Below are 19682 nucleotides of genomic sequence, written 5' to 3' on the forward strand. Positions count from 1 at the left end.
ATGCAGGAAGCCCTTCAATTTCTGTCAGCGGATGCCGAGCCCGTGGATCGCGCGGATTTCCTCGAACAGGCGCGGCTGCTGCGGCGGGGGCCGGAAACGTCCTCCCGCGGCCTCCCGCTGACCATCCGGGCCTTGCGCAAATCGTTCGGCGACAACGAGGTGCTGCGCGGCATCGACCTGCACATTGCCGCCGGTCAGTTCGTGGCGATCGTCGGCCGCAGCGGCTGCGGCAAGAGCACGCTGCTGCGCCTGATTGCGGGTCTCGAAACCGTCGACGCCGGCACCATCGGCTTTGGCGAAGACGCGCGGCCGGAAGACATCCGCGTGATGTTCCAGGAGCCGCGGTTGTTGCCGTGGGCGCGGGTGCTGTCGAACGTCGAAGTCGGCCTCGGCCGCCAGCGTGCCTCGGCGGACGCGCAGGCGCGCGCCGAGCGGGCGCTCGGCGAGGTCGGGCTTGACGACAAGCGCGCGCAATGGCCGGCGGTGCTCTCCGGCGGCCAGAAGCAGCGCGTGGCGCTGGCGCGGGCGCTGGTCAGCCATCCCCGCGTGCTGGCCTTCGACGAGCCGCTCGGCGCGCTGGACGCCCTGACGCGCATTTCGATGCAGCGGTTGCTGGAGCGGGTCTGGCGGGATCAAGCCTTCACCGCGATCCTGGTCACCCATGACGTCGCCGAGGCGGTCGCACTGGCCGATCGGGTACTGGTGATCGAGGACGGCCGCATCGCGCACGATGTCAGTGTCGATATCCCGCGGCCGCGCCGGCGCGGCTCCGCCGAGCTTGCCGCGCTGGAAGGCTCGATCCTGCGCGATCTCCTGAAATCCGGGGACGATCCATCAGACCAGTGAGGCTGCCATGAATTCCGCCGTCCGCACCATCAAGATCGATCGCGAGGCTTCCGCCGGCGATTTTCGTAGCGCCATGCGGCATCTGGCCGGCGGCGTCAGCGTGATCACGGTCGGGCGGGGGACGGAAATCACCGGCATGACCGTGACCTCGGTGTCGTCGCTGTCGGTCGATCCGCCGACGCTGATTGTCAGCATCAACCGGGAATCGTCGTCCTGGCCGCTGCTCAAAACCTGCGGCTTCTTTGGCGTGAATATCGTGAACGCCGACCAGCTCGATGTCGCCGAGCGGTTTTCGGGCAAGGACGGCCTGAAGGGCGCGGCGCGCTTCGCCGGCGCCCAATGGATCACGCTTGTGTCGGGTGTGCCATTGCTCGCGGGGGCTTTGGCGGCCATCGACTGCGAGGTGGAGGACTTCGTCGAGCGTCATTCCCATGCCATTGTGATCGGGCGGGTAACGGACATGCAACTCTCGCCACGCGGCGCGGCGCTCACCTACTGGCAGGGGCAATATGTCGCGATTGATCGGGACGAGGATGCCATCAGGCTCGCCGATGTCAGCCTTCCGGCTCCGCGCGCACTGCGACGGACCTGACACGGCGATGGCGAAACGCCGGCGCCTTGTGGGCCGGTGCCCTGCCGGCTGAAGGGCGACAGCACGTCCCCCGCGGCAAGGCCATGGCGTTTTGCCCGTCCGCGGACTAGAAAGCGCGCGGTATTCCGCGACGCGGGGGTGACTGTGGCATGCGCAGACCCTTTCAAGCGTTCGCTCGGGCAGAGTTTGCATCGGATGAAACGCATCGCGGTCTGGGTTTTCTACGGCATCGGTGCGCTCGCGATGCTTTATCTCGCCCTCTACGCCTACGCGACGTTCACCGGACGGGACCTGCAACCGGGCGATCCGATCCACATCTTCCGCAAGCCCGACGCGCCGGATTATTCGGCGGCGAGGGATGGTGCTTTCGCCTGATGGCGGGACAGGAAGGTGCGGCCTGTCATAAACCTGTCGGTCCGCAAAACAGTTTCGGCGCGAGGTGATCCTCGCGCCGGATTCATTCTAACCTGCGGCAATGCCGGAGCGATTACACCGGCGCGGCGGCGCGGTGGTAGTCGCCGGCGCCGGCGGGCGTGATCGGCAATCCACCGTCGGCATATTCGTTGAGCTTGTTGCGCAGCGTGCGGATCGAGATGCCGAGGATATTGGCGGCGTGGGTCCGATTGCCGAGGCAATGCTTGAGCGTTTCAAGGATGAGATCGCGTTCCACATCGGCTACCGTACGTCCGACCAGGGCGCGGGTCACCTGTTCGGCGGCGAAGGTAGCGTGCGCTACCGCCGGCACGGTCTTGGGCGAGTCGAGACGGTCGCCGTCCGGTGTCAGGATGGCGTCGACGCCGATCTCGTCGCCCTGCGCCATCAGCACCGAACGATGCATGGTGTTTTCCAGCTCGCGGACGTTGCCCTGCCAGCGGTTCGACGTCAGCACGCGCCGCGCATCCGCCGAGATCGGCCGCAGCGGCACGCCGTTGGCTTCGGCATATTTCTTGGCGAAATGCTGTGCCAGTTCGAGAATATCCGCCGGGCGGTCGCGCAAGGGCGGTATCTTCAGGTTCACGACATTGAGCCGGAACAGGAGATCCTCGCGGAACGTGCCTTCGCGCACCGCTTCGGCCAGATTGCGGTTCGAGGTGGCGATGATGCGGATGTCGACCGGCACCGGCCTGGTGCCGCCGACCCGGTCGATGACGCGTTCCTGGATCGCGCGCAAGAGCTTGGATTGCAGCCGCACGTCCATTTCCGAAATTTCGTCGAGCAGCAATGTGCCGCCGGTGGCTTCCTCGAATTTTCCGATGCGGCGCGCTATGGCACCGGTGAACGCGCCCTTCTCGTGGCCGAACAGTTCGGACTCCAGCAGGTGCTCGGGGATCGCTGCGCAATTGATCGAGATGAACGGCTTCTTGGCGCGGTTGGAGCGGCTATGCACATAGCGCGCCAGCACCTCCTTGCCGGTGCCGGATTCGCCGGTGATCATCACGGAGGCATCGGAGCCAGCGATCTGCTGCGCCAGCTTGATCACCTTGGCCATCGCTTCGTCGCGGTACACCAGGTCGCGGGAATCGTTGGCGACGGCGGCGAGTATCGCGGCGATCAGTTCGGGATCCGGCGGCAGCGGGATGTATTCCTTGGCTCCGGCGTGGATCGCGGCGACCGCCGCGCGGGCGTCATTGGTGATGCCGCAGGCGACGATCGGCACGTGAATGTGTTCGGCCTCGAGCCGCATCACCAGATCGCGGATGTCGAGGGCGACGTCGACCAGCAACAGGTCGGCGCCCCTGCCGCCGCGCAGCACCCGCATCGCCTGTTCATGGTCCTCCGCATGGGTCACGGAGGCGCCATTGTCCATCGCGATCTTGGTGGCTGTCGTAAGCTGGCCCTTCAGTGTGCCAACGATGAGAAGCCGCATGATAATCTCCTGTTCGTCTGTTCGCGCCGTTCGGGCGCCCTATCGTTAAGGAGCGCCTTAGCCGCGTTCCGCCTTGATGATTTCCGTCATGGTGACGCCGAGCTTGTCTTCCACCAGCACCACCTCGCCGCGCGCCACCAGGCGGTTGTTGACGTAGATGTCGATGGCCTCGCCGACGCGGCGGTCGAGTTCAAGCACGGTGCCGGGCCCGAGTTTCAACAGCTCGCCAACGTCCATTTTGGAGCGGCCGAGCACGGCCGAGACCTGCACCGGCACGTCGAACACGGCTTCGAGGTCGGCGGCGACACGCGAGGCCTGTTCGTCTTCATTGTAGCCGATGTCGTCGATCGCCGGCGCGTCGGCGGAGTTGAGATCCGGAAGCGGAACCTGTGTGTCGGTGTCACTCATGATTTAGGTCCCCATGGCCTCAATTTGCGGTCTGATCGCGGGACGCGATGTAGCGCCCGACGAGTTCGTTGATCTTGCCGTCGATCGCGGCGCGCTCCAGCACGACCCCGCCGTCGGCCCACTCGATCTTGCAGTCGCCGGCCTCGATCTCCGGCTCCGCCAGGATGACCAGACGGCCCTCGAAGCCGCTTTGCTTGGCCAGCCGCTCGATCCGTTCGCGCGCGGTCTCGTAAAGGGAATCGTTGATCCGGACCACGAGATGCGGCGTCGATACCAGATGCGAGAAGCACTCCTTCACCAATCCGGTGATCTCGCCGAGCGGCTCGCGCGCGATCAGCTCGTTGCACAGCTTGCGCGCGACCGCGACGGCGACGTCGACAGCCTCGGTTTCCATCCGGGTCTCGATGCCGGAAAAACGTGCCGCGATGCCCTTGATGGCGATTCCGATCTCCTCCAGCGCCAGCGCGGTGCGGCGGTCGCTTTCCGCTTTCGCCTCGCGCTGTCCGGCGTCGTGACCGTCGCGATAGGCGCGGGCCTCGGCGGCGGCGATCTTCTGGGCGATTTCGATCGCCGTGGCCGGCCGCTCGCGCGTCTTGTCGGGCGCCGAGAAGTCCATGTCGAACAGGAATTTTGCGGGAGCGGCCATCAGTACACCAGTTCGTCGTCGGCGCGGTTCTTGGTCAGCGTGATTTCGCCCTTGGCGGCAAGGTCCTTGGCGAGATTGACGAGCAGCGCCTGCGCCTCGTCGACATCGCGCAACCTCACCGGCCCCATCGCGGCCATGTCGTCGAGCAGCATCTTGCCGGCACGGGACGACATGTTGCCGAGGAAGAAGCCGCGGACTTCCTCATTGGCGCTCTTCAGCGCGATCCCGAGCTTGTCCTTGTCGACGTTGCGCATCAGCGTCTGGGCGGACCCGCTGTCCAGCTTGATCAGATCGTCGAAGGTGAACATCAGCGCCTTGATGCGTTCGGCGGCCTCGCGGTTGTCCTCTTCCAGAGAGGTAATGAAACGGGTCTCGGTCTGGCGGTCGAAATTGTTGAAGATTTCCGCCATCACCTCGTGGGCGTCGCGGCGCCTGGTCTGCGACAGGTTCGACATGAATTCGGTGCGCAGCGTCTGTTCGACGCGCTCGATCACTTCCTTCTGTACCGCCTCCATCTTTAGCATCCGGTTGACGACGTCGAGCGCCATGTCCTCGGGCAGGATCGCGAGCACGCGCGCGGAGTGTTCCGGCTTGAGCTTCGACAGCACCACCGCGATGGTCTGCGGATATTCGTTCTTGAGATAGTTGGCGAGCACCTCTTCCTGGACGTTGGAGAGTTTCTCCCACATGTTGCGGCCGGCGGGGCCGCGGATTTCGTCCATGATGCCGGTGACACGCTCGGCGGGCAAATATTGCTGCAGCAGCCGCTCGGTGGCGTCGAACGTTCCCATCAGCGCGCCGGATGCCGACATCCGCGAAACGAATTCGATCAGCAGGTCTTCCACCACGTCGGCCTCGACGGTGCCGAGCGTCGACATGTGGATCGACAGCTCGCGCACCTCGTCGTCGTCGAGCAGCGACCAGACCTTGCCGCCATATTGCTCGCCCAGCGCCAGCATCAGGATCGCGGCTCGCTTCGGGCCGCTCAGCTTCGGTCCCCTCGGGCGGTTGGCCTGCCGGGCCGCCAAACTGGCGATGACGGTGGAAATATCGTTGGAGTTTGTGGTCTGCGGTACGGCCATTTCAGATCACGCCGGCTGTTGCTGTTCGCTGAGCCATTGACGAACAATGGTCGCGGTTTCGTTGGGATTACGCTCGGCCAGTTCGCCGACGCGATGCACCGACTGGGCGTGGACCTGGCCCTGAACTTGGGCGACGTCGATCATCTGCGCAGTACCGCCGGGAAGCAGAGCGGTCGCGTCCTCACCGCTGCCGTCGGTCAGCGCAGGGACCGAATTGCCGGTGAGGGCGGCGACCTCCTCGGAGGCGAGGATGCGCTTGACCAGCGGCCGGATCACCATGAACAGCACCACCAGGCTGAGCAGCATCATGACGCCGAGTTCGATGACGTACATTACGTCGTCCTTGGTGAACTGCAGCATGCCGAGCAAGCCAGTCGGTTCGGCCAGCGGAACGGTCGCCGGGGCTTCGGCGAATTTGAGGTTCACGACCTCGACCTGGTCGCCGCGCTTCTGGTCGAAGCCGATCGCCGAGCGCACGAGGGCCGCGATGCGGTCCAGCTCTTCCTTGCTGCGCTCCTTGTAGATCAGCTCGCCTTTTTCGTCCTTGGTGTAATTGCCGTCGACCAGCACTGCGACCGAGATGCGGTTGACGCGTCCCGCCTCGGTCACCTCGGTCTTGGTGGTGCGAGAGATTTCGTAATTGTTGGTTTCCTCGGTCTTCTTGCTCTGGTCGCGCGCGGCGGCGGCATTGTTGTTGTTCTGGTTGCCCGGCAATTCGTTGTTGACGGTGACCTGTCCGCTATTGTCGGCGGTCAGACTGGATTCTTCCCGGGTCTGGCTGGAGCGCAGCACCCGGCCTTCGGGATCGAACTTGTCCGAGGTCTGGGTGACCTTGTTGTAGTCGAAATCGGCCGAGAGCTGGACGCGGGCACGGCCGGCGCCGACCACCGAGGACACGATCGACTCGACCTCGCTGCGTATCCGCTTCTCGAAGCCGGCGCGGCGCTCGTCCGCGATTGAGTTGTCGACATCGGTGCTGGAGCCGGCGCCGTCGGCGAGCAATTGGCCGGCCTCGTCGACGATCGAGACCCGCTGCGGCTTCAGGCCGTTGACGGCGGAGGCGACCAGATGGCGGATGGCCCTGATCTGCTGGGGTTCCAGCGCACCGCGTACCCGCACCACGATCGAGGCCGACGGCTCGGGCGTCTCGCGCGAAAACAGCGGTCGTTCCGGCAACACCAGATGAACCCTGGCCGCCTGGACACGGTCGATGGCGCGGATGGTACGGGCCAGTTCGCCCTCCAGCGCGCGCAAATGATTGATGTTCTGAACGAAGCTCGTGGTGCCCAGCGCGTCGGATTTGTCGAAGATCTCGTAGCCGACGCCGCCACCCTTGGGCAGGCCGCCCTCGGCGAGCTTCATGCGCAGCCGGGTGACCTTGTCCTTGGGCACCATGATCACGGCGCCGTCGTTGCGGATTTCATAGGGAATGGCCTGGCGGTCCAGGTCCTTGATGATGGCCGAGGAGTCCTCGAAGCTGAGATCGGTAAAGAGGGTAGTCAACTGCGGTGTAGTGACGCGCATGATGACGAAGCCGAAGAAGCCGATCAGCGCGGCCGTCACCGCGATCATCGCCATCAACCGCGAAGCACCCAGACCCTTTAGGAAGCTTACGAGACCCTGCACCAACCGCCCCTGAGATTCGGCCCCAAGAGCCGACTGGGCAATTATTGCCTATGGGATGGTTTCGATATGGTTAACGAAGGTTAAGGGCCCGGACGAAACTTGAATATCAAAAAAATCGGCTTCGCAGAACGAAGCCGATTTTGATCAAATACCAAAAGTTTTGAAGAGGGTTTATTGGCGATATTGCTGGATGCGGGTAGTGCGCAGTCCGGCAAGGCCGTGCTGATCGATGGAAAACTGCCAGGAAAGGAATTCGTCGACGGTCAGCGTGTAGCGGCTGCAGGCTTCCTCAAGGGAGAGCAGACCGCCGCGCACTGCGGCCACGACTTCGGCTTTACGGCGAATAACCCACCGTTTGGTCCCGGGCGCGGGCAAATCCGCAATTGTTAACGGACTGCCGTCGGGCCCGATGACGTATTTTACCCTCGGGCGATGGGGTTCTGTCATGGCGTACTCACAAACTCTCAACCACTGAACTCACCGCAACAACCTACGCCCTGCGGCTTAAAATTTGCCTAAGCCCAAGGCTCCAATGCAAATCTCCTTGGAATCGTCGTAATTTCTCGTGCCTCCCCTTGGAACCCTGAGCTAATTTTTCCTGGATTGCGTCTAGAAATTGTGAATCCGCCGGTGGGTACGCAGCGGCCCGCCTCCGTTGCCTGCTGATCGCCAGGCGCAACGGGGCCGCTGAATATCGCGGGAATGCCGGCTGCCGCAGCTTCCGCGACGGCCTGATCCGTCAGCTGGTGATGCTCTTGACCTGGCTGACCGTGTAATTCTGGCCGTTGATCGACAGCAGAGGCGGCGATTGGGTGAGGTCGACCGAATTGACCACGCCCTGAATCTGCGTGGTTACGGCCACCGTATTGCCCGCGCTGTCGGCGGCGGTCGCGGTCAACTTGTACTGGCCGTCCGGCCACTGCGTGCCGTCATTGCCTTTGCCGTCCCAGGCGAAGGTTTGATTCTGCCCGGCCTGGACGGAGTAGCTGTTGCTGTAGACGGTCTGCCCGGTGCTGCTGGTGATGGAGATGCTGACGTTGGAGTTGGTGGGAACGCCGAGGCTCCAGGTGGCCGAGCTCTTGGTCAAAGCCGCGGTGCTGCCGTCGACCACCGCGGTCTTGCCGACGAAACCCAGCGCCTGGGTCGATTGGGCGGTCTGCTGCAGCGAGACCAGCGTGGTCAGCTGGTCGTTGGTCTTGAGCTGCTGCTCGACGCCTGCGAACTGCACGAGCTGCTGGGTGAACTGGTTGGTGTCCAAGGGATCCAGCGGGTTCTGATTCTGCAATTGCGTGGTCAGCAGGGACAGAAACGTCTGGAAATTTCCGGCGAGCGTGCTGCCGGCGGTCGAACTCAGAGACGAGGAACCGGAGGAAGATGAACTCGCTGGCGTCGTTCCCGAAACGATCGGGCTGGCGGTAGTTGCTGCTGTTGCTGACATATCCGTCTCCTCAGACCCTGATGTCGACGCCGCTGCTCGATCCGAGCATGCGGCCATAGGTTCGTCCGGCGGTCACCGCCGGGATCGTGTCGTCTTCGCTGATCACCAGCCGCTGGGCGTTGCGGCCGCTGTCATTGCCGTTGTTCTGTCCGGAAGAGGACTGGTCGCGCAGGCTGAATTGCAGGCCGCTGTCGCCGGTCTTGAAGCCGGCATCGTCAAGCGCGCGCTGCAGCTGGGGCGCGTCCTGGCGCAACATCGACAGCGTTTCCGGCTTTTCGACCGTCAAATGCGAGGTCACCTGGCCGTTGTGATCGACGTCGATGCGGACATCGATGCGGCCGAGGTCGGCGGGATCGAGCCGGATTTCGAAATGGCTCTTGCCGGCTGTTGCCGAGGCGGCAATTTCAACGGCAAGCCCGCTCAATGGCACCGGTGCATTGGTTGCCGCCGTGACGTTCAGTGCGGGCGCGGGAGCGGCAGCGGCCACCGCGGCGGGCAGCTGCGGCTGGATTGCGCCCGCCAGCTGGCTGCCGGAATCCAATGCATCGGTCGACGTCTGGGCCGCCGTCGCGTTGACCGGCGCATGGTCGTGGGTCGAGGCCGCAGAAACAGAGGCGGATGCCGCGTTGGCTTCGACCTTCGCCGCGTCGGCGCCGTCAGCACCGGCTTGCGGTTTGGCATTAGCCGCCGCTGGCGTGGCATTTGTCTGTAGCGTCGAGCCGAGCGCGTCCGTCGTGGCCGGATCCGACTTGGCCGATTTGGTGTCCGGGGTCGCCGACGCCGTTCCCTTCGACTGTACGGCGCCGGGCGTCTTGAGCAGCGTGGCCTTCGGCGCCGCCGGCGCTGCCGCGGCAATCGCCGCGGACAATCCTGTATCCGCCGCCGTGGTCGCGTCGGCCTGTGTGGCTGGCTGCTTCGCCGTCGTGACGACGGACGTGGCTGCCGCCGCTTGAACGACGGTCTTGCCTGACATTGCGGCAGCGGCAGAGTTTGCAGTCGCCGATGCGCCATCTGCTGTGGCGGTGCCGGGATCGGCCTTGATCTGTGCCGGCGACGCGGCGGCCTGAGCTGCGGCGGCTGGAGCGCTGGCTGCTGCGATCGCCGCCGCCGCGATGGCAAGCGGCGCCGTCGGGTTGCCGGTTGCCGCCGGTGCAGCGGCAACATCCGTGGATGCGACGGTAACTTGGATCGCAACGGCGACCGGGTTCGGCGTCGTCGCAGATGGGATGCCTTGCTGGGCCGGTGTGGCCTGATCGGTTGCGGAAGCCTTGTCGGAAGACGGCTTGTCGGTCGTTTTGGCGCTACCGTCTTTCGAACTGTCGGACTTCGCCTTGGACCGCGGAGCTGGTGCCGTATTGGCATCGGCGTTGGCGTTGGCGGTGCCGTCGGAAGCCCGTTGGGCGCTGGCGTTGCGGTCGTCGGAGGCGTTTTGTGCGGGCTGGTCGGCAGAGGTGTCGCGCGGCCGGCTGTTATCCTGGCTTGCCGTCGCGTCATCAGCCCTGCGCTGCGGCGGCGCCGGCGTGGCACCGGTGTCTGGGGGCAGGCTGGAATCGACCAGCGCCCCGAAACTATCGTTCAGCTGCGACGGGTCGGGCCGCGCGGGCTTCGGCTGCGTGGCCTGGAAAGACACGCTTGCTGCTGGATCTGACGTGACGTTGAACACGGGGCGCAGCCTCTCACAAAAGGAACCTTCCAGAGATCAGCAAGGACCGGGCCACCGCGGTCCACAGAATATATCCATATATTTCAATTGCTTAAGGGGGTGTCAGGAATACTACGGAGCCGTGCGGGCGGGCGCCTTTTCTGCCCGGCGGCAAGTTTTGCCGTTTCGGGCCCGCAAAACGCCAGCGGCCATGATTGCCTGCCGGGAATACGGCCTATATTAGAGAGCGGCGCCTCGGCCGTTTCCGGCAAGGCCTGCTCGCCTTGCCGGAAACGTTCCTGGGCTTCTCTAATCGCAAACGGGCTTTTTTCTCGCCGCGAGACGGCTGCCTGGTCGCGCGGGATTCGAACCCGCCGCGATCGCATCAATGACCGGAACCATGCTCAACAGTCTGGATCTCAAGGGCCGTCCACAGGACACCAGGGTCGTCGTCGCGATGTCCGGCGGCGTCGACTCTTCGGTGACGGCTGCGCTGTTGAAGTCCGAAGGTTACGACGTCGTCGGCATCACCCTGCAGCTTTACGATCACGGCGCGGCCACTCACCGCAAGGGCGCCTGCTGCGCCGGGCAGGACATCCACGACGCCCGTAACGTCGCCGAGCGGATCGGCATCCCGCATTACGTGCTGGATTACGAGAACCGCTTTCGCGAGTCGGTGATCGACAATTTTGCCGACAGCTATGCATCGGGCGAGACGCCTGTGCCCTGCATCGAGTGCAACCGCTCGATCAAGTTTCGCGATCTGCTTTCGACCGCCCGCGAGCTCGGCGCCGCCGCGCTCGCCACCGGACACTATGTTGCTTCGCGCCGCCTCGCCGACGGATCGCGCGCGCTGGTCTGCGCGGCCGACGCCGACCGTGACCAGAGCTATTTCCTGTTCGCGACCACGCGTGAACAACTCGATTATCTACGCTTTCCGCTCGGCGACATGACCAAGCCGCAGACGCGCGAACTGGCGCGGCGCTTTGGCCTTAACGTCGCGGACAAGCACGACAGCCAGGACATCTGCTTCGTGCCGACCGGGCGTTATACCGACATCATCGGCCGGTTGCGGCCGAACGCGATCGAGCCCGGGGACATCGTCGATCTCGACGGTCGCGTCATCGGCAGCCATCAGGGCATCGTGCATTTCACCGTCGGCCAGCGGCGCGGACTGGGCATCGCCTCCACGGCGCCGCTTTATGTGGTGCGTCTCGATGCGGCCAGCCGCCGCGTCGTGGTCGGTCCGCGCGAGGCGCTGCGGATGGATCGCATCACGCTGCGCGACATCAACTGGATCGGCGACGGCGCGCTCGATTCCGCGGTCGGCGAGGGGCTCGAGATCTTCGTGCGGGTGCGATCAACCCGCGCGCCGCAGCCGGCATGGCTGCGTGCCGCCGGCGGCGGCTACGAGGTCGAACTCGTCGCCGGCGAGGAGGGCGTATCCCCCGGCCAGGCCTGCGTGTTCTACGACGCGCCGTCCGGCCAGGCCCGCGTGCTCGGCGGCGGATTCATCCAGAGCGCGGCGGCGAAGAGTGCGGTTGCCAACGGCCCCGCCCGGCGTCCGCTGGTCGAGGCCATGCGCGGCTAAGGTTTTCAGGGCGGGGGCATGGCTGCAGATATCGACCGCGCGGGGGTCGCAAAGGCTTATGGGCGCTGGGCGCCGGTCTACGATCTCGTGTTCGGCAAGGTTTTCGACGCCGGCCGTCAATCCACCATCGCGGAGGCCGACAGGATCGGCGGACGGATTCTCGATGTTGGCGTTGGCACCGGCCTTTCATTGTCGGACTATTCGCCGACCACGAAATTATGCGGCGTCGATATTTCCGAGCCGATGCTGCGCAAGGCGCAAGCCCGCGTGCGGGCGCTCGGCCTCAAGAACGTCGAGACGCTTGCGGTGATGGACGCCAAGAGCCTCGCGTTCCCGGATTCGTTTTTCGACGCGGTGGTGGCGCAATATGTCATCACCGCGGTACCGGATCCGGAAAGAACGCTCGATGACTTCATCCGGGTGCTGAAACCCGGCGGCGAACTCATCCTGGTCAATCACATCGGCGCCGAGAGCGGGCCGCGCCGCGTCTTCGAATTGGCGTTCGCGCCGCTGGCGCGGCGGCTCGGCTGGCGGCCGGAATTTCCCTGGGCACGGCTGGTCAACTGGGCCACCAAACATGGCGGCGTCACCCTGACCGAGCGCCGCCCAATGCCGCCGATGGGACATTTTTCACTGATCCGCTACCGCAAATCGTGAAGCTCGACCTGTCCCGCGGGGAACTTGCACGCGCCCTGGCCGTTTTCAGGGGATGCAGATCAAACAGTCACTTTATCTCGCTTGCGCGCTGATGGCTTCGCCCGGCGTTGCGGTCGCGCAGTCCCCGCCGACTCCGGCGACGCCGCCGGCCCAAACCGCGCCGCCCGCGCCCGCCGACAACTGCTCGCCGATGCAGCCGGTGCCGCCGCGCGGGACCATCGCGCCGGAGGGTTCGACCACGGGGCAGGCGGCCGAGTCGCTTGGTGACAGGCTGGCAAAGTCCGACGGCGTATTGTGCCCGCCAAGCGGCGTCGACCCGGAAATCCGTGCGCCGACCCCGGAGACCGGCAACACGCCGGTGATCCCGCCGCCCGGCAGCCCCGGCGGCGATCCCCGCGTGCGGCCGAAATAGCCGCTGAGTACAAGTACTTGGCGGAGCGATGGGGTTTGCTTGACATGCCCAAGCCCTGCTTCTTATATGCCGCGCGTTCGCGACCGCGGCAGTCAAGGCCGTGCCGTCGGATGCCGTGGCGGGGTAGCTCAGCTGGTTAGAGCACGGGAATCATAATCCTGGGGTCGGGGGTTCGAGTCCCTCTCCCGCTACCACTAGTCCCCCACCCACAGAACGCCTCAAGAACGGAGCGCCCAAAAGCTCCTGTAGGCGGCCTTTAATCTCTACTTCAAAGCCCTTCACTCCGGGTTCCGCGTGCACCACGACGCTGTGAAGAAGCCGCCGCAGGGGCGCGATTAGTTCGGGCCGCTCGGCTGCCTCTTCGTCGTCTAACGCTTCACGCATTGCCGCAACGTCTTTCAGATAGTTCTTGATTGCGGCCGGGTGGATCGAAACCAACTTCCTCTTGTCGTCCGCTGCCATGAGTTGTTCCGCGATGGAAGCCTTCTCAGCGTCCAAAGCTTGGGCCTTGGGAATGATGGCATCGGCAGGCAGGCCCTGTGCGATGGAGTCGACCAAACGACCTAGCTCGCGCTTTATCTCCCCGAGACGGCGTTCAAGCTTTGCGCGGTCTTTGACGGCGCCACGGGCCAGCTGCGTGCGTTCGTCATTATATGCCGTCAGATAGACCTTGAAGTAATCGGCGTCCTTCAGCACCTCGCGCAACCCATCGAGAACGGCAGCTTCGATCTTGCGGCGATGAACCATGCGGCTATTCGTGCAGGACCCGCTCTCACGGTAGGTTGAACACTGCACGCGCGGTTCGCCACGATGAAGACCGACCGACCCCATGCCGCCGCCACACGTCGGGCAGCGGAGCAGGCCGCTCAGCAATCGCGCGACGCGATGCTTCGGCTTCGTGTGCGGTATGATGCGCCGCTTTGCCTGGACCGCCTCCCATGTCCCATCGTCGACAATGCGGAGATGCGGCGCGGCTGATCGCTTGTGCTGTGTAATGGGATTCGGTCGCGAAAGCCGTTTGCCGGTCTCCGGGTCTTTGACCATACGGACCTTGTTCCAGACGATCTGCCCAACATAGATTTCGTTCAGGAGAATGCCGTTGCCGCGCTGAACGCTGCCGTAGATCGTCGAAGCGTTCCAGCGAATTCCGTGCGGCGGTTCGACCCCGTCGCCGTTCAAGCGGCCAGCGATGTCGCGAGCCGTGTAGCCATTGGCGAACTCCTTGAAGATGCGGCGAACGATCTTGGCCTGATCTTCGACTATCTCAAGCTCGCCTGCGCGCCCGGCTATCGGTCGATAGCCGTAGGCTTTGCCGCCAGCATGCCTGCCGTCCCTAATAACGCCTTCCATACCGCGCCGCGTGTGCAGGACTAGGTTTTCGATAAACATCTCGCCCATCAACGCGCGTAACGCGCCGTCAATCTTGGTCACCTTGCCCGTGGCAGTGTGAATCGTGATGCCGAGAAATTCGAGGCTCTTGCGTGCGGTGTGCCAATCACCTTGGTCCCGCGAGATGCGGTCAATGTCTTCAGCCACAAGAACGTCGAAGCTCTTCGCTTCGGCTGCACGCATCATCTTCTGAAAGCCCGGCCGGTTCGCAGCCGACGTACCCGAGATAGCCCGATCATCGAATACCGCGACAACCTTCAGTCCTTCGCGGGCGCATAGCTCGCGACAAAGCGCAATCTGGTCTTCAATGGATTTATCGTTCTGGTTTTCAGAAGAGAAGCGGGCGTAGATAGCGGCGCGAAGCATCAGTTCAACTTCCTAGATTGGGCCTCGTGATCTTGGCGCGCCGCGTACCTAGCCAAAGCCTCAACGAAGGCGACAATGTCGGGGTCAAGTGTACCCCGGCCGTTGCGCCTGGGTAAGCCCTGTGGGGCCGCCAAGACCCCTCCCGGTCCACAGGTATTCAGGCCTTTTGGGCCCGATTGAGATCCAGAGTGGGGAAAACTAGCCATAGCGATTCACCAACGCCGAACAGCTCGCGGCTGCCCGGGAAGTTCGGAGGAAACAGTACGGCCCTAGCGGGAGACGCGCGGACCGCGCTTTTGCGGTTGCGTTGGTTTTGTTTTCCGCCCGAGCGAGAGATGCGTTCGGGTTCTGAGGTCAGGCTTATTCCGAAAGGTCCCGTTTCTGCAATTTAAAACACAGTCGGACCTTTTGGACGGTCCGCGTCGGGGCGAACCGCGAGGCACCAAAGCCTTATCGCCCCTCAGGTCGGCGGGGGGGCAGCCGGGAAAAGTAGTCGAAAAAGCCAATCTTTTTTGGCCCCATGGCTCAAAACGTTCGGCCATGTGTTGGAATATCGGAAGAGGGTAGCAACGGCTTTTAATTGCTCGATTGAGCCGAACTGTGTTTTTAATTGCCCGATTGAGCCGGACTATGTTTCTCTACTCAAGTTACGGGGCCAGCCGCTCCGAAGTTACCTCGCGCAAGCCGTAAGCTCTCGCGCCCCTAGGGGTTAAAAAGCGAGGCCGTCCCGCGAGCGTCCCGACGGGGAAATACCCGCGTCGGGCTGGTTCAGACAACCATCACACCTAACCGATCTTGACGGCACTCGAAAGCTGCATGCTTTCGGCCGATGATGGAGCCACATCTATGTCTATCGATACCAACACGTCCACGTGCGATCTTATGTTCATGAGTGACATCCGTGCGCACTACGGGCGCACAGGCCGCCCGGCCTCGCGGAGTTTCATTTATGAAGCAGAAGCGCGGGGTGACATTCCGCCTTCAGCAAAGTTCGGCCATCAACGCGTATGGTCCCGCAAGGCCGTCCAGGCCAAGGACGCCGCGCGTTTCGGGGCCGCAATAACAGGCCACAAAGCGGCTGCCGCCTAACACCCCAAAATCCCGCGCCACGCCCTTCGCGCCACACCGCGCGAACAGCCCGACGTGCGCGCCACCACCGAGAGCGACGACTATGCCGAAGGTTTTACCCCTGACGCGGCAACGAGTAAGCCTCGCGCCCGCCAACACCACGACGCGCCTCGCGAACTAACGCATCTACCAACTTTGAGGACAGAAACATGACCACTTCCAACAATTCCGAGATTATCGCGCTCTGCCTTCTCGTCGACTGCGACGGCGTCGCGCCGTACATCGCCTGCCGTGAGGACAGTGACGAACCGCAGCTATATGACGTTGACTATGACGCCATGTACGACGTCCAGGATTATGAGGCACGGGGTCTGAAGTCTCGCATCATTCCGATATTGCGTCACCGCAGCCGACATGGTCTCGACTTCGTTACAACCGGCGACTGCGCCGTCGCCCCGGCTGGCTTCAACGAGATAAAGGACGACGAACCGGCTTATGCCCCGTGGTGCTCCCGCGTGGATGCATGGTCTCGACTTCGTCCCCGGCGTGAAGAACCGAGGCGCCTGAGATGAGCCTTGAACGCAAAATGCTGCGCATGCGCGCCCAACTTCTGAAGCACGCAAAATCGTTGCCTCAGATTCCCTTCGACCAAGTGCAGAAGCCCGGCACCGTAACGCATGCGATTTTCGCGCACGATGCGGCATGTCGCGCCGCGCGAACGCATCGGCTTACGGATTGTAGCTGCGCCGCCGATGTTTCTTTTCACCGCGAACCGGCCGAGTGAGCATAATGACGACCAATGTAGTATGCTTGCCGGACAATACGAAGGCCCGAAGGCTGACTAACCGCGAAATCGCAGACGTGCTCGCCTCGGCTGGCGTGTATGTGTTTCAGACGATAGCTAAAACGCCGATCACGCCGCGATTCAATAGGGCTGACGACGCGCTCACGGTAGCCGAGGTCGAAGAAGCCGTCGAAGAGTTCGAAACGAAGCACAAATACAAGCCGGTACAGGTTGGGGCCACGCGTGATCCCAAAAAGATCAAAAAGATGTACATGCGCAACATCGACGCCATGTGGTCGATCTCGTGCGGGCCGAGCAGGATTGTAGTTATAGACGCCGACCGAAAGGACGGTGGACCGGAAAAAATCGCAGCGCACTTCGAGAAGCATGGTCTGCCCGAAGGGTGCGTCGTCGTGCCGACTCAGAGCGGGGGCCGACACTACTATTTCAGCGACCCCGATGGTAAGTTCACTAACAGCGCAGGACTTCTAAAAACGGATTACGGCTGCGACGTTCGCGGTAGGGGCGGTCAGTGCGTTGCGCCGGGCAGCATTCGCGAGGACGGCAAGAGCTATGGCACTAGGAAGGATCTTCTGGCGCTTCGAGATGCGATACGCGACGGCACGCTGCCGCAGTTGCCCGATCATATCGTCGAGCTGATCGGCTCCGCTGGCGCAGCAAGCAAGAGCGTAACCGAGACCGAGCTGCTCCCCATCATCCAAGAGCTGCAAGAGACCGATTGGCCGGATCACGCCGATCTGTTCGATCCCGATCTCGGAACCTACGATCTCGAAGCGCTAAGGGCGAGCAACCCCGCGTTCGCCGAAGCGTACGACAACCCCGACAGCGATGTCTCCACCGGAAGGTGGGCGCTCGCGCAGGCAGTGTTGAAGAAGATCAGGATGCCCGTCACCCACCTCGCGGTGCTCTATGAGGGATGGGGCCACGCAGGCAACCAGACCGACGACGGCAAGGGCAGTGGCAACTACAATCTGCGCGACATCGCTCGCGAGTGGTACAAAAATCAAGGCGTGTACCAATCGGATGGCGCGGCGATGGGCGCTGTCGTCGACCCTGACGAAGAGTCCGAGCCGGAGCCGCGTGGCCTTCTATCATTCGCAGCGGACATCGCGCGCTTCACGGACCCCGAACATATCATCGAGAACCTGTGCGCGCCCGGCCAGCTCGGCATGATCCACGGCGCGTCGAACGTCGGCAAAACCTTCGCGGTGATTCATTGCGGCGAAACGGTTGTCGCCGGAGACAAGTATTTCATTCGCAACGTCGAGCAGTCCGGCGTGCTCTATTGCTTCGGCGAAGGCCGCGAAGGCTTTCGCAACCGCCTCGCCGCCTACCGCCGCCACCACAGCGGCCTAGACAACAAGGGTATGATTGTGCGCGACGGTATCCCGAACCTCGGCACGAAGCTCGCCAGGGCGATCAAGGAACTGTCCAAGGCGATTGACGAGTCGAACGAGATGTACGCCGAGCACGGCATGAAGCCGGTCAAGCTGGTGTTTCTAGACACGTTCGCCAAGGCGATAGCTGGGGCGCAAGAGAACGACACGTCGGTCGTGCAGCCGATCCTCAACGCGCTGCGCAAGCTGGCGCGCGACAAGGGCGTCTGCATCATACTGATACATCACAGCGGCAAAGACACGATGCTCGGCGCACGCGGTTCGAGCGCCATCATCGCCGACATGGATTTCAATCTTGAGATCGTCGACCACAACGAGGCGAAGAAGCGCAAAATCAAAGGGGTCAACCCCGGCCAGCTTGCGATCATCTCGCCGAAGATGCGCGACGCCAATAAGAGCGGCATCCACGTCTTCAAGCTCGAAGAGGTCGAGCTAGGCCATAACAAATGGCACAACCCCGTCACGTCGATGGTTGTCACCCCCATCCTGCCGTCCGATGGCGCAGCCATGGGCGCTGTGACCGATGACGAAGAGCCCGCCGCGACTGCCGACGCCCTGACGGCCGATCAGAATCGCCAGGACGAGGCGAAGCGCCAAGCGTTGCTGGTCAAGGTGCGCGAGGCGATGTCAGGCGTGTCCAAGATCGTCGGCGCAGAGCTGCAAGCGCCGCTCGCCGAGATCGAGCGCAAGCTGAAGGTTCTCGACGATCTGAAAAAGGATAGCGGCACGAACTACGCTCGCGAGCTGAAGCAGCTTCTATTCCGTGGCGAGCCCGCCGAGCTGCTCGACAATGGCTGGCTGAGATTCCAACCGGGCACCGGCCGCAAACCGAGTTGCCTGATCTTCACGCCCAAGAGGAACACATGACGGGGGCACCCGATTTTATACGCGGCGGCCAGGGCTATTGGAAGGTCCACAACGTGCCCCACGTTCGCAAGCTCGACGGCCAGCCCACAATGCTGACCGTTTGGAAATCCTTCTGTGCGAAGTGCGGAGGCCCGTTCGAGACGACCATCAGCGCCGCCGACGAGAGGGGTCCGCAGAACAGACGGTGCTTCGATCACCGCGCGCCGGGCAGGGCGGTCGAGCGTCGGAAACGGAAAAAGAAGAAATAGAGCCGCCTCCCGGCGGTTTTCTTTTGGGTCGGAATCAGCCTGTTTCCGAGGCGTCCTAACAGCCCTTGATGAATTGAAGCCGTTGAAAACATAGGGGTTCTAGGTTTTCGCTTCAAACGCATCAACGGTAAGCACGGATCGCGCGTACGGTTCGGGAGGGCTCGGCGACAGCGGTTTGAAGCGTTTGAAGCGATGGCTTGATGAATTGTAGTATTTGAAATCATTTAGCTTTTAGCTTTTCGCTTCAAACGCTTCAAACTCATCAAAAATGGCTTTTCGGCTCCAACGCTTCAAACTCATCAAGCACCCCCCCTACAGAGTAGGGGGTGCTGGTGGAAGCGTTTTGAAGAGCCAAACGTCGGACAGTCTGAAAGTCGCAACGCCGCTCAGTTCGTTAGTATCGCTTGTGAAGAAGGTGGGGTGATAAAACACTTCGTTACCGGAGCAGCATGATCGACCCCCATGCTTTCACCAACCCGTAGCGCCTTCACGATCTGCTTTCGCTGCGCGGGTCTCAACGGGATGAAACACCCAACTGGATCATCTAAAATCTTTGGCGGGTAGCACCGAGCCTGCGCATGTTTTCAATGGCCCCGCAGCGCCCTTCTAACCGTCCTCTCATGCGTTTGTTTGCGATGGATGGGGGGTTGGGGTCTGCTTGTGGCACGCGCCCCCTAAACCGCCCCCTTGCGCCCTTCGACCTTTCGTATGTAGCACCGTGCAATTTAACGCGCG

The 19682-nt window shown here is 63.0% G+C and carries 19 protein-coding genes, 1 tRNA gene and 1 pseudogene; 11 read left to right on the plus strand and 10 right to left on the minus strand.

What is annotated here, in order from left to right; translation table 11 throughout:
* The 3 genes from B5525_RS18525 (at position 1) to B5525_RS18535 (ending at position 1813) form a co-directional block, all read left to right on the plus strand.
* On the plus strand, positions 1-846 hold the full coding sequence (locus B5525_RS18525) for an ATP-binding cassette domain-containing protein (protein WP_079567305.1): 846 nt from the start codon (positions 1-3) through the stop codon (positions 844-846).
* Between the two features lie 7 nt (positions 847-853).
* Positions 854-1438 (plus strand): flavin reductase family protein, encoded by a 585-nt coding sequence (locus B5525_RS18530; protein ID WP_079567306.1) that lies wholly within the window; start codon positions 854-856, stop codon positions 1436-1438.
* 195 nt (positions 1439-1633) lie between these two features.
* Positions 1634-1813 (plus strand): hypothetical protein, encoded by a 180-nt coding sequence (locus B5525_RS18535; RefSeq protein WP_079567307.1) that lies wholly within the window; start codon positions 1634-1636, stop codon positions 1811-1813.
* A 112-nt stretch (positions 1814-1925) separates the two neighbouring features.
* Here B5525_RS18535 and B5525_RS18540 read toward each other — a convergent pair whose 3' ends face one another.
* From B5525_RS18540 to B5525_RS18575, 8 genes are all read right to left on the minus strand, one after another.
* Positions 1926-3305 (minus strand): sigma-54 interaction domain-containing protein, encoded by a 1380-nt coding sequence (locus B5525_RS18540; protein WP_079567308.1) that lies wholly within the window; start codon positions 3303-3305, stop codon positions 1926-1928.
* 57 nt (positions 3306-3362) lie between these two features.
* Positions 3363-3713, minus strand: coding sequence for a flagellar motor switch protein FliN (gene fliN, locus B5525_RS18545; protein WP_079567309.1), 351 nt, complete (start codon positions 3711-3713; stop codon positions 3363-3365).
* Between the two features lie 19 nt (positions 3714-3732).
* Positions 3733-4359, minus strand: coding sequence for a FliH/SctL family protein (locus tag B5525_RS18550; protein ID WP_079567310.1), 627 nt, complete (start codon positions 4357-4359; stop codon positions 3733-3735).
* Positions 4359-5441 (minus strand): flagellar motor switch protein FliG, encoded by a 1083-nt coding sequence (gene fliG / locus B5525_RS18555; RefSeq protein ID WP_079567311.1) that lies wholly within the window; start codon positions 5439-5441, stop codon positions 4359-4361. The genes B5525_RS18550 and fliG overlap by 1 nt, the downstream gene beginning before the upstream one ends.
* 6 nt (positions 5442-5447) lie before the next feature.
* The gene (fliF, locus tag B5525_RS18560; RefSeq protein ID WP_079573521.1) at positions 5448-7067 is read right to left on the minus strand and encodes a flagellar basal-body MS-ring/collar protein FliF; all 1620 of its coding nucleotides are present in this window, start codon (positions 7065-7067) and stop codon (positions 5448-5450) included.
* Between the two features lie 171 nt (positions 7068-7238).
* On the minus strand, positions 7239-7514 hold the full coding sequence (locus B5525_RS18565) for a DUF1153 domain-containing protein (protein ID WP_002714638.1): 276 nt from the start codon (positions 7512-7514) through the stop codon (positions 7239-7241).
* A 292-nt stretch (positions 7515-7806) separates the two neighbouring features.
* The gene (locus tag B5525_RS18570; protein WP_079567312.1) at positions 7807-8505 is read right to left on the minus strand and encodes a flagellar hook assembly protein FlgD; all 699 of its coding nucleotides are present in this window, start codon (positions 8503-8505) and stop codon (positions 7807-7809) included.
* A gap of 10 nt (positions 8506-8515) precedes the next feature.
* Positions 8516-10135 carry a flagellar hook-length control protein FliK gene (locus B5525_RS18575; RefSeq protein WP_244567940.1) on the minus strand — a complete coding sequence of 540 codons (1620 nt, stop codon included), beginning with the start codon at positions 10133-10135 and terminating at the stop codon, positions 8516-8518.
* 412 nt (positions 10136-10547) lie between these two features.
* On the opposite strand from B5525_RS18575, the gene mnmA reads away from it, so the two are divergent.
* The 4 genes from mnmA (at position 10548) to B5525_RS18595 (ending at position 13001) form a co-directional block, all read left to right on the plus strand.
* Positions 10548-11738, plus strand: coding sequence for a tRNA 2-thiouridine(34) synthase MnmA (gene mnmA / locus B5525_RS18580; protein ID WP_079573523.1), 1191 nt, complete (start codon positions 10548-10550; stop codon positions 11736-11738).
* A gap of 18 nt (positions 11739-11756) precedes the next feature.
* Positions 11757-12395, plus strand: a complete 639-nt coding sequence (locus tag B5525_RS18585; protein WP_079567314.1) for a class I SAM-dependent methyltransferase — start codon at positions 11757-11759, stop codon at positions 12393-12395.
* A 52-nt stretch (positions 12396-12447) separates the two neighbouring features.
* A complete protein-coding gene (locus B5525_RS18590) occupies positions 12448-12807 on the plus strand; it encodes a hypothetical protein (RefSeq protein WP_079567315.1) in 360 nt (119 codons plus the stop codon).
* A gap of 117 nt (positions 12808-12924) precedes the next feature.
* Positions 12925-13001 (plus strand) — tRNA-Met (locus tag B5525_RS18595).
* Here the strand turns inward: B5525_RS18595 and B5525_RS47840 are convergent.
* Positions 12958-14049 (minus strand): recombinase family protein, encoded by a 1092-nt coding sequence (locus B5525_RS47840; protein WP_425305316.1) that lies wholly within the window; start codon positions 14047-14049, stop codon positions 12958-12960. The two genes, B5525_RS18595 and B5525_RS47840, sit on opposite strands and share 44 nt — an antisense overlap.
* Between B5525_RS47840 and B5525_RS46360 the strand changes: the two genes are divergently transcribed.
* Positions 13957-14181 (plus strand): hypothetical protein, encoded by a 225-nt coding sequence (locus tag B5525_RS46360; RefSeq protein ID WP_244567941.1) that lies wholly within the window; start codon positions 13957-13959, stop codon positions 14179-14181. The two genes, B5525_RS47840 and B5525_RS46360, sit on opposite strands and share 93 nt — an antisense overlap.
* Positions 14182-14217: 36 nt before the next feature.
* Here the strand turns inward: B5525_RS46360 and B5525_RS47845 are convergent.
* A pseudogene (locus tag B5525_RS47845) lies at positions 14218-14562 on the minus strand (recombinase family protein); the annotation flags it as partial.
* Between the two features lie 1277 nt (positions 14563-15839).
* Here B5525_RS47845 and B5525_RS18610 point away from each other — a divergent pair.
* From B5525_RS18610 to B5525_RS18620, 3 genes are read left to right on the plus strand one after another with little or no spacing between them, the layout of a single operon-like run.
* On the plus strand, positions 15840-16202 hold the full coding sequence (locus tag B5525_RS18610; protein ID WP_079567317.1) for a hypothetical protein: 363 nt from the start codon (positions 15840-15842) through the stop codon (positions 16200-16202).
* Complete coding sequence (locus B5525_RS18615; protein WP_079567318.1) at positions 16199-16414, plus strand: hypothetical protein; 216 nt, start codon at positions 16199-16201, stop codon at positions 16412-16414. Before B5525_RS18610 ends, B5525_RS18615 begins: the two co-directional genes overlap by 4 nt.
* Positions 16415-16419: 5 nt before the next feature.
* Entirely contained in the window at positions 16420-18699 is a 2280-nt protein-coding gene (locus B5525_RS18620; RefSeq protein WP_079567319.1) for an AAA family ATPase, read from the plus strand.
* Positions 18700-19682 lie beyond the last annotated feature (983 nt).

Origin of the sequence: Bradyrhizobium erythrophlei, assembly GCF_900129505.1 — a bacterium.
Taxonomy (GTDB): Bacteria; Pseudomonadota; Alphaproteobacteria; order Rhizobiales; family Xanthobacteraceae; genus Bradyrhizobium; species Bradyrhizobium erythrophlei_D.